Here is a 14,312-nt window from a genome sequence, read left to right as displayed (position 1 = left end):
GCAAACCCCTTCCGGCTTCCACTAGCTGCGGGTCGCCTAACCCGATGTCCAGCAATATCGGACTGATCGTTTCGTCCTCAGAAGCGCAAGGCGGATTCGTCTGGAGTCGCCAGCGTCAGCACGGCTTCCTCCACCGTTTCGTGGTCCTCCAGTTCGCGCTCGATCCTGCGCAGGGCCACGGCCACTTCGTGTTCCGGGTGGTCGCCCTCCAGGTCCACCGCCGCGACGAGGTACAGCTTACGGGGGCCGACGAACTCCAGGTGGAGATACGTGAGCCGGGCAATGTCCCGGTGCTCGAGCAGCCGCCGGGCCATGGAACGTTCGATGTCCGGGGTTACGCCCTGTCCCACCAGGAACCGCCGGTTGCGGTCGATCAACACAACGGCAACAACCGCCAGCAGAACCCCGACGACTATCGAGCCCACAGCGTCCGGCAGAGGCGATCCGGTGACCTGGTGCAGGAACACGCCCGCAAAGGCGACCACCAGGCCAACGAGCGCGGCAGCGTCTTCCGCAAATACCGCGCGCAGGGTGGGGTCGGAGCTGATCAGGACCTGTTCCAGGGTGCTCCGTTCCAGCTCATGGGCTGCCGCCCGGGTCTGCCGGAAAGCCTGGACAAACGAAACTCCTTCGAGGACAAAGGCCGCGGCCAGGACTACGTACGCCACCAGGAAGTCGGACGCGGGCTCGGGTTCGATGATCTGCTGGATGCCGTGCATGATGGACACCACAGCCCCTGCGGTGAAGAGCCCGAAAGCAGCGAACATCGACCAGACATAGGCTTCCCGGCCGTAGCCCATCGGATGGCTTTTGTCCCGCGCGCGTCGGGAGCGCCGTTCCGCCATGAACAGGAACACCTGATTGCCGGTGTCCGCCCAGGAGTGCGCGGCTTCTGCGGTAATGGAGGCAGATCCGGTGAGGACAGCTGCCACCGACTTGGCCGCGGCAACAAGGGCGTTCGCCGTGAAGGCGATGATAACAGTCAGCAGTGTGGAGCTGGGCTCTTCTCGCTTCTTGGATGCGGCCATGGGGATACCGTACCCAACGGGACGGAAATGATGCCTTGGCAGCAGTCCGGGCCGTCCCCGGCATTGAGAATCGACGTCGAGCGCCGCCAGAAAACCCGAGCAGTCAGGAGGGCAGAGCGCAGCTTGGTTGCCGCTTCCAGCGCAGGCGTGCTCCCTGCGAACGACGGTGAATCTTGCAAATGTTGTGAATGCCTTAGTGAATGACCTGTTCGCTGTTCTGGCCTTCACGGGTGCGGCCACCGTTCACCCCGTGGGCCACGACTGGGGGTCTGCCCAGGGCTGGGCGGCGATCCAGGATCCTCGGGCATCAGGTCTCATTCCCGGTCCACCACCGCACCTTGCATCCGGACTAAGGCCGTGGGTGCCTGACCTCACCGTCGTCCCTGTCGACGGCGGGCACTGGTGGCCAGCCACCCACCCTGCAGAACTCGCGAAGCTGCTACAAGCTCCCTGTAACTTTTAGTCCGAGGGCCGCTTCAGAACCGGGTACTAACTAAGTTAGTGCCGCTTTGGGGAAGGCGGTTCGCCTGGCCGCCTCTACCGCCCGCCGGGTGTCCTCCTCGACAAGATCGGCGTTGATGGCCGTGGCTGCCTTCACCCCTGCCGAGGCAGCCGTTATTACCTGCGCCGTGGGGTCGCAGATGTTGCCCGCGGCCCACACACCTTGCACGTCCGTCAGGCCCACGCCGTCCGTGTTCACGTGGCGGCCTTGCCCGGCCTGGCCTGCATGCTGCAGCCCGAGGGACTGCAGCAACGACGATTCCGTCTTAGCCTTGGGGCTCACAACCAGATAATCACAAGCGACAACCTGACCGGACGCCAGGCGCACTCCCGCGAGGACGTCTCCTGCCAGTTCCAGCGACGCAACGGGGCCTTCGACGACGTGGACACTCCTGGCCTCAAGCCGTTCACGTTCCCCCGGATCCAGGTCCTCCAGAAGGTGCTGAAAGAGGATGACGTGCCCGCTCCACTGCCGGAAGAGCAAGGCCTCCTGTACCGCGGTGGTTTCTGTCGCAAGTATTCCTATGGCCCGGTTGCGAATCTCCCAGCCGTGGCAGTACGGGCAGTGCAGCACATCCCGGCCCCATCTCTCCCTGAGGCCGGGCACCTCGGGCAACTCATCCTCAAAGCCGGAAGCGATGAGCAGCCGCCGCGAACGCAGACTCTGCCGGTCCTGCAGCGCGATGGTGAAAACGCCCCCTTCTTCGCGAGCCGAGATGGCCCGTCCTTGCAGAATCTGGCCACCGTGCACCCGCACTTCCGCGCGGCCGGCAGCGAGAAGCTCCTCGGGCGGCAGACCCTCCTGGGAGAGGAATCCGTGCAGCCCCGAAGAACGGCCGTTCCTGGGTTCCCCGGCGTCGATGACCAGGACGGAACGCAGCGCTCTGCAAAGAGTCACTGCTGCGCTGAGGCCTGCTGCTCCTCCTCCGATCACCACGACGTCATAAATCTTTGGCGATGTCATGCAATCCCCTAACAACTTCGCTACTCGCATGTGCCCGTACCCGCGCGAAAGGGCCGAATCCCCCACTGCACGAGGACATGCCCTCCTCTCCGCGAGCGCCGGTCGGGCACCAGCGGGTCGAAGAGCCCTGTCGCAGGACTTAACGGAACGGAATCTGCATACCGCGTTGATGACACAATATAATAAGCACACTTACTATTGCGGGCAAATGGCTGACGCCTGCCACGGTCGCGGGAATCGGTGAGCCGGGGGCGTGGGTGCGGCCGCTCCCGGCTCCGGGTCGGGGCCAGGAGCCAGGAAGCCCCCGACGAGGAATCAGTGAAGGGAAGGACGTCCGCCCATCGCCTCAGGCCCGTAGGCCGGCACTTGGCCGCGTTAGGGGACGAAGTCCGGGTCAGGGGCCGCCATTGCTGTCTCCGCGGTAAGTTTCATCGCTTCCCTGCCACTGCGGCCTTGGTTGGGATATGCTCCTGCCATGGCACGGCGCAGCTTTCTTCAATGGCCGGTCGTCCGGCAGCTGAGTACGGGCGATCTGCTGGGCCGCGGCCCAGCAGTAACCTCCCCCCAGACGCGGGCGATCACGCCACGGACGGCCACCGCAGATCGAGTCGTGCAGAGCGTGTGCCCCTATTGTGCCGTGGGCTGTGGACAGCGGGTCTACGTCAAGGACGAGAAAGTCGTCCAGATCGAGGGTGATCCGGATTCGCCCATCTCCCGCGGCCGGCTGTGCCCCAAGGGCTCTGCCAGCGAGCAGCTGGTAAACTCACCGGGCCGGCAGACCGGAGTGCTCTACCGTGCGCCCCGCTCCAGCCAGTGGCAGCATCTGGATCTCGAAACAGCCATCGACATGGTGGCGGACCGGTTCATCGATACGCGCCGCAGGACGTGGCAGCAGGAAGACGAAAAGGGACGGTTGCTGCGCCGCACCATGGGCATAGCCTCGTTGGGCGGGGCCACCCTGGACAACGAAGAGAACTACCTGATCAAGAAACTCTTCACGGCTGCCGGGGCAGTGCAGATCGAGAACCAGGCGCGCATTTGACACTCCGCCACGGTTCCCAGTTTGGGAGCCTCGTTTGGACGCGGTGGTGCTACTCAATCACTGCAAGACATGGCCAACGCCGACTGCATCATCATTCAGGGTTCCAATATGGCCGAGTGCCATCCTGTGGGATATCAGTGGGTCGCGGAGGCCAAGGCCCGCGGAGCGAAGGTCATCCACGTCGATCCCCGGTTCACGCGCACCTCCGCGGTCGCTGACAAGCACATTCCGATCCGGGCCGGCTCCGACGTTGTTCTCCTGGGCGCGCTGATCAACTACGTCATCACCCGCGACCTGTGGTTCAAGGAGTACGTGAGTGCTTACACCAACGCGGCGACGTTGGTGCACGACGATTACCGCGACGCCGAGGATCTCGGTGGATTGTTCTCCGGCTTCGATCCGGAGACGGGAGCGTATGACACGGCGTCCTGGGCTTACGCGGAACAGGGCGGCGGCACCATCCAAGAGCCTGCAGGTGACTCGGAGCACGGCTCCCATGCTTCGGCCCGTGCCGCTGGCCACCAGTTTGGCAGCGGTGGTCCGTCCCTGGAGCACGCCCAAGTGCAGCGGGACGATACCCTGCAGGACCCCCGGACCGTCTTCCAGATCCTGAAGCGGCATTACGCCCGGTACACCCCGGAGATGGTCCAGGACATGTGTGGCATCGGCGTCACGGACTTCGAGTATCTTGCTCACGCCATTACGGAAAACTCGGGGCGCGAACGGACAACCTGCTTTGCCTATGCCGTCGGCTGGACCCAGCACTCGCTGGGAACGCAGTTCATCCGGGCCGCCGCCATCCTGCAACTTCTGCTCGGAAACGTAGGCCGCCCGGGCAGCGGAATCATGGCCCTGCGCGGCCACGCCAGCATCCAAGGCTCCACCGACATTCCGACCCTGTTCAACCTGCTGCCCGGGTATCTGCCAATGCCCAGTGCCGGCCGCCATGACACCCTCAGCGAATACCTGGAAGCCATCGCCTCCAAGAAGCAGAAGGGCTATTGGACGGATGCCGACTCCTACACCATCAGCCTGCTGAAGGCCTGGTGGGGCGATGCCGCGAGCGCGCAGAACGACTGGGCCTACAACTACCTTCCGAGGCTGACCGGAGCGCACGGTACCTACGAGACGGCGATGGCCATGCTCGAGGACAAGGTGGAGGGCTACTTCGTGCTCGGACAGAACCCTGCGGTGGGCTCGTCTAACGGCCGGATGCAACGCCTGGGCATGTCGCATCTGAAGTGGCTGGTAGTGCGCGACTTGAATCTCATCGAGTCCGCGACCTGGTGGAAAGACGGCCCGGAGATCGAATCCGGAGAACTGCGCACCGAGGACATCGAGACCGAGGTGTTCTTCATGCCTGCAGCAACCCATGTGGAGAAGGCTGGCTCGTTCACGCAGACTCAACGGCTGCTGCAATGGCGGCACCAGGCGGTCGCGCCGCCCGGGGAGTGCCAAAGCGAGTTGCAGTTCTTCTTCCAGCTCGGCCAGCGGATCCGAGAAAAGCTGGCTGGTTCTGACGACGAACGCGACCGTCCCCTGCTCGACCTGAGCTGGGACTATCCCACCGACGAACACGGCGATCCGGACGCCGAGGCGGTGCTTGCCGAGATCAACGGCCGTCACCTCAGCGGCCCGGAGGCGGGCAAACCCCTCTCCGCCTACACCGAGCTCCGCGCCGACGGTTCCACGGCGGCCGGCTGCTGGATCTACACCGGCGTATACGCCGACGGCATCAACCATGCCGCCAACCGGAAACCCGGCCAGGAGCAGGGACCTGCCGCGTCCGAATGGGGCTGGGCGTGGCCAGCCAACCGCCGGATCCTCTACAACCGGGCCTCGGCCGACCCGGCCGGCAAACCGTGGAGCGAGCGCAAGAAATACATCTGGTGGGACCAGGAGCAGGGAAGATGGGTCGGAGACGATGTTCCCGACTTCCCGGTTGACCGGGCACCGGGCAGCCAGCCCGACCCCGAACTCGGCGGCGCGGCCGCCCTTACCGGAGATGATCCGTTCATCATGCAGGCCGACGGCAAGGGCTGGTTGTTTGCGCCGACGGGCCTCGTCGACGGCCCCCTTCCCACCCATTACGAACCGCAGGAATCGCCAGTGGCCAATGCGCTCTACCCGCAACAGCAAAGTCCCGCGCGGCTAGTCTTCCCCCGCGCGGATAACCTCAGCGCACCAAGCGCCGGTACCCGGGGCGCCGACGTCTATCCCTACGTCTTCACCACCTACCGGCTCACCGAGCACCATACGGCAGGCGGCATGAGCCGCTGGTTGCCGTACCTCTCGGAGCTGCAACCGGAAATGTTCTGCGAGGTCTCCCCCGAGCTGGCCGCTGAGCGCGGACTTGAGCCCTATGGCTGGGCCACAATCATTTCGCCCCGCTCCGCCATCGAGGCGAAGGTGCTTATCACCGAACGGATGACGCCCTTGGCCGTTGGCGGCCACACCGTGCATCAGATTGGGCTGCCCTACCATTGGGGCGTCGGTACAGACGCCGTTGTCAGCGGTGACGCGGCCAACGATCTGCTGGGCGTGACGCTGGACCCCAACGTCCAGATCCAGGAATCCAAGGTCGCCTCCTGTGACATCCGTCCCGGCCGGCGGCCACGCGGCGCGGAGCTGCTTGCCTTGGTTGCTGAGTACCAGGCCCGGGCTGGAACGACGATCGAGACGGGGAACCAAAGGATTACCGATCGGGCGGCGGAAGGCGCCAAACCCGACCCCGGAGAGAACGGCCGCACCGAAGGCGGGTCGCGATGATGAACTACTTCGTTGCCGGTCCCACCGGACCACACCATGGCCCGCCGCCGAGCCGCGCTGGTAGCGTTCCGGGTACCGACTCAAAGTTGGAGGACTAGATGGGCCAGCTGTCCGGACCGACGGACCCCACCGCGGATGCCCACTGGGAGCACCAGCAGCCGCGCAAGGGGTTCTTCACAGACACGTCCGTCTGCATCGGCTGCAAGGCCTGTGAAGTGGCCTGCAAGGAGTGGAACCACAACCCCCGTGACGGAAACCTGGAGCTGCTCGGATCCTCCTACGACAACACCGGATCACTCGGCGCCAGCACCTGGCGGCATGTCGCCTTCATCGAACAGGGCCAGGACCGCATCACTGAGGCACGGGAGTCCGGGCGCGCCCTCGTCAACCTGGGCATGCCCCGCATCGGCCCTCCCGGGGCGGCAGCGACCGCTGGGCCGGACCTGGCGCAGGTGGATACGACACCGCCGGACACGGCAGACTTCCGTTGGCTGATGTCCTCCGATGTCTGCAAGCACTGCACCCATGCCGGGTGCCTGGATGTCTGCCCGACCGGAGCGCTTTTCCGCACCGAGTTCGGCACGGTGGTGGTGCAGGACGACGTATGCAACGGCTGCGGAACCTGCGTGGCGGGGTGTCCGTTCGGTGTGATTGAGCGACGCAGCGACGGCATGGTGGCGGTGGCCGCCCAGCGGGAGGAGCAGCACGCCGAACATGCCGCCGTCCCCAACGCCGGCGTCGCCCAGAAGTGCACGCTGTGCTACGACCGCTTGGTGGCCGACGAGACGCCCGCCTGCGCTAAGGCCTGCCCGACGACGTCTATCAAGTTCGGCAACCACGACGACATGGTTGAAACGGCCCGGGAACGGGTCGCCGGCCTGCACGCGCAAGGACTCACCGAAGCGCGGCTCTATGGTGCAAACGAGCTCGACGGCGTCGGCGGAACCGGATCGGTCTTCCTCCTGCTCGACGAACCGGAGGTGTACGGACTCCCGCCGGACCCGAGGGTGCCCACCGCCGATCTGCCGCGGATGTACCGGCGGGCCGGTATGGCCGTAGCGGGCATGGTCGCCGCAGCGGCAGTGGCTTTCCTGGGAGGACGCGCGTGACCCACTCCGAGTTTGATAGCTTTCGCCCGCCCGAGCCGACCCGCCGTCGTCGGCCTGCCGGCAAGCGCGGCACCGGCCGCCGTGACAGCGGCGATGGCTCCCGGGAAATGCCCATGGTTCCGGAGCCGGAATTCACCTCGTACTACGGCCGTCCGGTGGTCAAGCCGGCGCCCTGGGGTGACGAGGTTGCCGCCTACCTGTTCCTTGGCGGTGTCGCAGCGGGTTCCGCACTGCTTGGCCTCGGCGGCCAGCTGACCCGACGGCCGACGCTGCGCCGGAATGCCCGGTTGAGTGCCCTGACAGCGGTGAGCCTCGGTGCTGTTGCGCTGGTGAAGGACCTTGGCAGGCCGGAACGGTTTCTGAATATGCTGCGGACCATCAAGGTGACCTCGCCGATGAGTGTGGGCTCGTGGATTCTGAGCGCGTTCAGCGTCGGCGCGGCCGTCCCGGCCGTAGCGGAAATCGATCGGATGAGCGGGGCGCGATTGCCGCTGGGCCCGTTGCGGACAGTGTTGCAAACGGTCGAGGGGCCGGCCGGCTTTGGGGCCGCTTTTTTTGCCGGACCACTGGCGGCGTACACGGCGGTCCTGCTCGGCGACACAGCCACACCCACGTGGAACGCCGCGCACGAGGAATTGCCCTTCGTCTTCGTGAGTTCGGCGGCCCTCGCCTCTGCCGGGCTCGCCATGATCACAACTCCGGTGCACGAGGCAGGGCCCGCCCGAAATCTTGCCATACTGGGCGTGGTGGGTGACGTGGTCGCCATGCGCGTGATGGAACACCGGATGGACCCGGTGGCGGCCGAGCCCCTTCACCAGGGCAAGGCAGGCGCCATGCTCAAATGGAGCGAGCGGTTGGCCGCCGCCGGCGGTCTGGGGACACTGCTCGGCGGACGTAACCGGGCGGTGGCCGCAGCTTCGGGATTGGCACTGCTGGCGGCCTCGGCCCTGACCCGGTTCGGCGTGTTCGAGGCGGGCCAATCCTCAGCCAGGGATCCGCGCTACACCATCGAACCGCAGAAGAACCGGCTTGCCGCCCGGCGCGCGGCTGGCATCACCGGCGATTCGATCACTACTGCCAGATGACTGGCCGGCCCCGGGTTAGCTGGTTTAGAGGGTTCAGCGGATCTCGATGCCCTGGCCCGCGACCGTGTGCCCGATCACTGGATGCCCGGGCAACTCGCCGACGACGAGCAGGCCGCCCGAGGTCTGCGCATCGGCAAGAAGGAGCAGGTCGTCTTCGGTGACCCCGGGAGCGACCCTTAGGTGCGGTCGAACCCAATCAAGATTGCGCCGGGTCCCACCGGAAACAAAGCCATCCCGCAGGGCCTGCCAGGCGCCGTCGACCAGTGGTACCGCCTTCCGATCGATTACTGCCCCGACTCCGGAGGCGCGGCACATCTTGTGCAGATGTCCAAGCAGGCCGAAGCCCGTCACGTCCGTGGCCGCACGCACACCGGCCGCCACCGCATCCGCGGCCGCGTCGCGATTGAGGCGCGTCATTGTCGCCACCGCTTCGGCGAACACTTCACCGGTCTGTTTGTGCCGGTTATTGAGCAGTCCGACGCCGATCGGCTTGGTCAGCGTGAGCGGCAGCCCGGGCCCGGCGGCGTCGTTGCGCAGCAACCGGTCGGGATGGACGACGCCGGTTACGGCCATGCCGTATTTCGGCTCCGGATCATCAATGGAGTGCCCGCCGATCACCGGGCACGCCGCCTCGGACGCGATGCTAAGACCGCCGCGAAGGACTTCAGTCATCAACTCCAGTGGCAGCACGCCACGGGGCCAGCCTACGAGGTTGATCGCCATGATCGGGCGGCCGCCCATCGCGTAAATGTCAGAGAGCGCGTTGGCGGCCGCGATCCGACCCCAGTCAAAGGCGTCGTCGACGACGGGGGTGAAGAAGTCGGCGGTGGAGAGTACCGCCACGTCGTCGTGCACCAGGACGGCCGCTGCGTCGTCACCGCTGTCGAGACCGACCAGCACGTCCGCGCCGGGTTGGCCGGTGAGGCCGCGAACCGCTTCTTCGAGTTCGCCCGGCGGAATTTTGCACGCGCACCCACCGCCGTGGGCATAGCCGGTGAGCCGGACAGCGCCGACCGCGCCGTGGGGTTGCGGAATAGACGTTTGGGTCTCGTTCACTCCCCTAGGGTACCCCCGTGGGCAATCTGCTAAATTGAAACGCGGTGGCGTCCGGGTCCTGGTGGGCCCCCCGGTCTTCAAAACCGGTGAGGCCGAGTATCTCGGCCTGGCGGGTTCGATTCCCGTCCGCCTCCGCCAACCACCGGCGGGCACGCCGCGGAACGAGGAGGGACTGTGGACCAGGTCGATCCCCGCCGCCTGATTCCGCGCACCGATGATCTGCTGGCCCTGCCGGCCGTCCGCAAGGCCGGGGAGCGGCTGAGCGGACGCGTTATCCGCGAACTCGTCCGGCAAACCCAGGAGCAGGCGCGGCGCGGTGAGCTCGCTCCCGGCCAGGTGGAACCGGCCCTGCTGGCCGCCGTCGCTGCGCGTACGGCGACAACCCTGCGCCCGGTGCTCAACGCAACCGGCGTCATCGTCCATACCAACCTTGGCCGCGCCCCGCTTTCCGCGGGTGCGGTTGCAGCACTTGTCGCAGCCAGCGGCTACGTGGACGTGGAACTCGATCTGGCAACCGGCGGCCGCTCCCGCCGCGGCGCCGGTGCCCGGGCTGCCTTGCTCGCCGCCTGTCCCGCTGCCGAGGACGCGCTGGTGGTCAACAATGGGGCTGCCGCGCTGGTACTGGCCACCACAGCCCTCGCCGCCGGCCGGGAGGTGGTGGTGAGCCGCGGGGAACTGGTCGAGATCGGTGCCGGCTTCCGGCTCCCGGACCTCATCGAATCGACGGGCGCGACCCTGCACGAGGTAGGCACGACCAACCGGACGCACCTGCGGGATTACGCCAGCGCCCTTGGACCGGCCACCGGCTGCGTCCTCAAGGTCCACCCGAGCAACTTCCGCGTCGATGGTTTCACCTCCGCCGTTGCCCTGGACGAACTGCGCTCGCTGACCGCGGCGCACGGGGTTCCACTCGTGGCCGACCTGGGCAGTGGACTGCTGGCGCCCGACCCGCACCTGCCCGAAGAACCGGATGCTGCCACCGCGCTAACCAGCGGGGCCGACGTCGTCATTGCCAGCGGCGACAAACTGCTGGGCGGACCACAGGCCGGTTTGCTTCTCGGTCGCGCGGAGGTGATCACCCGCTTGGCACGCCACCCGCTCGCCCGGGCCGTCCGGGCCGACAAACTTGCCCTCGCCGCGCTGGAGGCGACGCTCGCGGGCGGATCACCGCCGGTTGTCCAGGCGTTGCACGCGGACCTTGGACAGCTGCGGAGCCGTACTGACCGGCTCGCCGGGGCCCTCCGGGTGCCTGTCGTCGCGCACGATGGCCGGGTCGGCGGCGGCGGAGCACCTGGTGTTCCCCTGCCGGGGTGGGCGCTCCGGCTCCCCGAAGCGCTCGCGGACCCCTTGCGTACCGGCGACCCGGCCGTGCTCCCGCGCGTCCACGACGGCTCCTGCCTGCTTGATCTGCGCTGTGTGCCCGAAGGGGACGATGACCGGATTCTCGACGCGGTACGCCACGCCCTGGCAACCCTCGACGCTGCGGATGCAGGCGGGGCGGGCTGAACCAGTGCATGTCGTTGCCACCGCCGGACATGTCGATTGCGGCAAGAGCACGCTGGTGCGCGCGCTTACCGGCATGGAGCCGGACCGTTGGGAGGAAGAGCGGCGGCGCGGGCTGACCATCGATTTGGGTTATGCCTGGACCACGTTGCCGTCCGGGCGGGATGTTGCCTTCGTGGACGTACCGGGCCACGAACGCTTCCTCGGCAATATGCTCGCCGGAATCGGGCCGGCGCCCGTCGTCTGCTTCGTCGTCGCTGCCGATGAGGGCTGGCAGGCGCAGTCAAGCGATCACCGGGACGCCGTCGCTGCGCTGGGAATTGAGTACGGCGTCGTGGTCCTCAGCCGGGTGGACCGGGCACCCGGGCGGGTTGAGGACGTGCTCGCCCGGACCCGCAGGGAGCTAGCCGGAACAGGTCTGCAGGACGCGCCCGCAGTTGCTGTGTCTGCCACCGAGGGCACCGGCCTCGCCGAATTGCGTGCCACGCTCGACGACGTACTGGCCCGGGTGCCCTCCCCCACCACCACGGGGCGGCTCCGGTTGTGGCTGGACCGCTCATTCACCATCACCGGTTCCGGAACGGTGGTAACCGGAACGCTGGCAGCGGGAACGCTCGTTCAAGGTGACCGGCTGCAGCTGCTCGGCCACGATGGTTCGCGGCCAGTCGTAGTCCGTGGGCTGCAAAGCCGCGACACGTCATACACCTCGGTGGGGCCTGTCAACCGGGTGGCGCTGAACCTGCGGGACGTTTCCGCCGCCGACATCCGCCGCGGAGACGCGCTGCTTACCCCCGAGGCGTGGCCCATAACGGGCGTCCTGGGCATCCAGCGTGTTACCGGGGTGGCCTATACGGATGTGCCGGAGCAGATCATGGTGCATGCCGGCACTGCAGCGGTGCCAGCCCGGCTGCGTCCCTTTGGTGCCGACCACGCCCGGCTCGTCCTCGACAGGCGCCTGCCGCTCGTCCTCGGGGACCGTCTGGTGTTGCGGGACCCCGGGAGCCGCTCGGTGCTGGGCGGCGCACAGATCCTCGATGCCGATCCCCCGGCCTTGCGGCGGCGCGGAGACGGCGTCCACTGGGCAGAGCGGCTCGCAGACCTGGATGCCGCCGGAGACGTACTCGGTGAAGTGGCAGGCCGGGGGGCGGTGCAGGAACAACACCTGCGTCGGCTCGGGCTGCTGTCTGCGCACGACGCGGAGGCGCCCTCCGGTGTCCTGGTTTTCGGCGATTGGTGGGTGCATGCTCCGGTCTTCGAGGCATGGCAGCATCGGCTGCGCACGGCACTCGAGGCGCTGCAGGAGCGCGACCCCTTGGCACCGGGCCTTTCCCAGGGTGCGGCACGGGACCTGCTCAAGCTGCCCGATGAGAGGCTCCTTGCCCCCGTCGTGCGCGATGCGGGCCTGGAACAGGAGGGCGGCCACGTCCGGCTGCCCGGCAGCCGTGCCAGCCTTGGCGCCGCCGGGTCCGCGGTCGCCGAGTTGGAGCGCAGGCTTGCCGCAAACGCGTTCCATGCCCCGGAAGCCGATGAGTTGGCCGCGCTGGGCTTGGGCGTGCGCGAGCTGGCTGCCGCCGAGCGCGCGGGGCGCTTGCTGCGGTTGCGCGACGGGGTGGTGTTACTGCCTACGGCGCCGGCCCTTGCCATGCGCGAGCTGGCCCGCTTGGAGCAGCCCTTCACCACGAGCCAGGCACGCCAGGTGCTCGGCACAACACGACGAGTCGCGGTTCCGCTGCTGGAATATCTCGACTCACGCGGCTGGACCCAGCGACTGGATGCCGGTCACCGCACCGTAGTGCGTTGACCCCGGGCGACGGAGTGGTCGGCGTATTCCCGGGAATTCAACAACTCCATGAACGCCTCCGCTTCGGCATCGCTGATCAGCCCCCTAGGGCATATCGGTACTGACCATAAGTGGATGTGCAGCCGCGCGGGGCATGGAGGCTTTGATCCCGCCTTCGTTGTGCAAAGCTGGTTGCATGGATCTGGAGGTGTCGCCCGGGCTCACGATTTCGACGTCGGAACTCGGCTGGCGATTCTCGCGTTCATCCGGGCCGGGCGGTCAACACGTCAACACCTCGGACAGCCGGGTCGAGCTGTCCTGGAACGTCAGCGACTCAGCGGCCCTCTCCGAGGGCCAACGGCTGATGCTGCTAACGCGTCTCAGCCGACGAATCACCGCCGGGGTGATCACCGTAACCGCCTCCGAGCGGCGCTCGCAGCTACGCAATCGCGAGATCGCCCTCGCCAAGCTCGCCGACCTCGTGGCCGAGGGTCTTGCCCCCGAAACTGCCCCCCGCCGGCCGACCAAACCCACCCGCGGCTCCAACCGTCGGCGCCTTGCCGCAAAGGAACAACGGGCGGCCACGAAACGGCAACGGCAACGGCCATCCGCGGAATAGCAGCACCGTGTGGTCGCCCTTCGGCCGCAAGCAGCGGGGGGCGTGCAGCTTGCGACCTGTCACCATCTAGCGCCCGCTCCCGAGGTTGAACGGCGCCGCCTGGAGGTCGACGTCGAACAGGCGTGGTTCGCTGCCTCCGGCACCGGCGGTAAGACCAGCAACCGCTTCATCGACAATCTGACCCACGGGCGTGGCGATGTCCACCACTACCCCGGCCTCATCGGCCTGCAATTCTTCGAGGGTCTCCAGCTGTGAGTCCAGTAACGAAAGGGGCATGAAGTGACCCGGCCGCGCGGCCATGCGGCTCGCAAGCAGTTCCCGGGTGCCGTGCAGGTGCACGAACACCACGGACGGGTCGCCGCTGCGGATGATGTCACGGTAGGCGCGCTTGAGCGCGCTGCACGCGATCACCAGTCCGGCGTCCGACGCCGCGAACCGCCTGCCGATTTCAGCCAGCCATGGTGCCCGGTCGCCGTCGTTCAAAGGAGTACCCGAGGCCATCTTGTCGATATTGGACTGCGGGTGCAGCGAATCGCCGTCGACAAACTCCGCTCCGATGCGTCCGGCTATGCCCGCGCCCACCGTGCTCTTGCCGCAGCTGGTCACGCCCATCACCACAACGTGGTGGCGGGCGGGAGCAGCCAGCTTGAGATCACCAGTCATGGACGGTTCCGTCGACGAGGCGGTTGTAGGGCAGGTAGGCCTGCTGGTAAGGGTAGGCGGCTGCGGCTTCCTCGTTGAATTCGACACCGATGCCCGGCGTGTCGCCCGGGTGCAGGTAGCCGTCGGTGAAGGTCATGGACTGCTCGAACACCTCGTTCGTGGCGGCCGAGTGCTGCATGTATTCCTGGATGCC

The 14,312-nt window shown here is 67.0% G+C and carries 10 protein-coding genes, 1 tRNA gene and 1 pseudogene; 7 read left to right on the top strand and 5 right to left on the bottom strand.

The features are described 5' to 3' along the window. Positions 1 to 77: 77 nt before the first annotated feature. Together G9E11_RS18615 and G9E11_RS18610 are read right to left on the bottom strand one after the other, a co-directional pair. Positions 78 to 1,028 carry a cation diffusion facilitator family transporter gene (locus tag G9E11_RS18615; RefSeq protein ID WP_190608565.1) on the bottom strand — a complete coding sequence of 317 codons (951 nt, stop codon included), beginning with the start codon at positions 1,026 to 1,028 and terminating at the stop codon, positions 78 to 80. 493 nt (positions 1,029 to 1,521) lie between these two features. Next, entirely contained in the window at positions 1,522 to 2,493 is a 972-nt protein-coding gene (locus G9E11_RS18610) for an NAD(P)/FAD-dependent oxidoreductase (protein WP_190608562.1), read from the bottom strand. 475 nt (positions 2,494 to 2,968) lie between these two features. Between G9E11_RS18610 and fdh the strand changes: the two genes are divergently transcribed. From fdh to nrfD, 3 genes are all read left to right on the top strand, one after another. After that, positions 2,969 to 6,304: a formate dehydrogenase gene (gene fdh / locus G9E11_RS18605; RefSeq protein WP_190608559.1), complete on the top strand. Its 3,336-nt coding sequence runs from the start codon at positions 2,969 to 2,971 to the stop codon at positions 6,302 to 6,304. A 98-nt stretch (positions 6,305 to 6,402) separates the two neighbouring features. Further along, positions 6,403 to 7,413, top strand: a complete 1,011-nt coding sequence (locus tag G9E11_RS18600) for a 4Fe-4S dicluster domain-containing protein (protein ID WP_190608556.1) — start codon at positions 6,403 to 6,405, stop codon at positions 7,411 to 7,413. Continuing rightward, on the top strand, positions 7,410 to 8,498 hold the full coding sequence (gene nrfD / locus G9E11_RS18595; RefSeq protein ID WP_190608554.1) for an NrfD/PsrC family molybdoenzyme membrane anchor subunit: 1,089 nt from the start codon (positions 7,410 to 7,412) through the stop codon (positions 8,496 to 8,498). The genes G9E11_RS18600 and nrfD overlap by 4 nt, the downstream gene beginning before the upstream one ends. Positions 8,499 to 8,531: 33 nt before the next feature. Here nrfD and selD read toward each other — a convergent pair whose 3' ends face one another. Next, positions 8,532 to 9,533 carry a selenide, water dikinase SelD gene (gene selD / locus G9E11_RS18590; RefSeq protein ID WP_414635213.1) on the bottom strand — a complete coding sequence of 334 codons (1,002 nt, stop codon included), beginning with the start codon at positions 9,531 to 9,533 and terminating at the stop codon, positions 8,532 to 8,534. Positions 9,534 to 9,597: 64 nt separating this feature from the next. On the opposite strand from selD, the gene G9E11_RS18585 reads away from it, so the two are divergent. From G9E11_RS18585 to arfB, 4 genes are all read left to right on the top strand, one after another. After that, positions 9,598 to 9,692 (top strand) — tRNA-Sec (locus tag G9E11_RS18585). Between the two features lie 36 nt (positions 9,693 to 9,728). Beyond that, the gene (selA, locus tag G9E11_RS18580; protein ID WP_190608549.1) at positions 9,729 to 11,060 is read left to right on the top strand and encodes an L-seryl-tRNA(Sec) selenium transferase; all 1,332 of its coding nucleotides are present in this window, start codon (positions 9,729 to 9,731) and stop codon (positions 11,058 to 11,060) included. Further along, complete coding sequence (selB, locus tag G9E11_RS18575) at positions 11,041 to 12,858, top strand: selenocysteine-specific translation elongation factor (protein ID WP_190608620.1); 1,818 nt, start codon at positions 11,041 to 11,043, stop codon at positions 12,856 to 12,858. Before selA ends, selB begins: the two co-directional genes overlap by 20 nt. 175 nt (positions 12,859 to 13,033) lie before the next feature. Then, on the top strand, positions 13,034 to 13,456 hold the full coding sequence (gene arfB / locus G9E11_RS18570) for an alternative ribosome rescue aminoacyl-tRNA hydrolase ArfB (RefSeq protein WP_190608547.1): 423 nt from the start codon (positions 13,034 to 13,036) through the stop codon (positions 13,454 to 13,456). 66 nt (positions 13,457 to 13,522) lie between these two features. On the opposite strand, the gene G9E11_RS18565 is transcribed toward arfB, so the two are convergent. Both G9E11_RS18565 and G9E11_RS18560 read right to left on the bottom strand, forming a co-directional pair. Then, complete coding sequence (locus G9E11_RS18565; RefSeq protein WP_246469051.1) at positions 13,523 to 14,119, bottom strand: gluconokinase; 597 nt, start codon at positions 14,117 to 14,119, stop codon at positions 13,523 to 13,525. Then, a pseudogene (locus G9E11_RS18560) lies at positions 14,109 to 14,312 on the bottom strand (bifunctional D-altronate/D-mannonate dehydratase); the annotation flags it as partial. The gene G9E11_RS18565 and the pseudogene G9E11_RS18560, both read right to left, overlap by 11 nt.

Source organism: Arthrobacter ipis (assembly GCF_014694315.1).
In the GTDB taxonomy this organism is placed as follows: Bacteria; Actinomycetota; Actinomycetes; order Actinomycetales; family Micrococcaceae; genus Arthrobacter; species Arthrobacter ipis.
The sequence above is the reverse complement of the archived record's forward strand: the minus strand, read 5'-3'. Positions and strand labels throughout refer to the sequence as shown.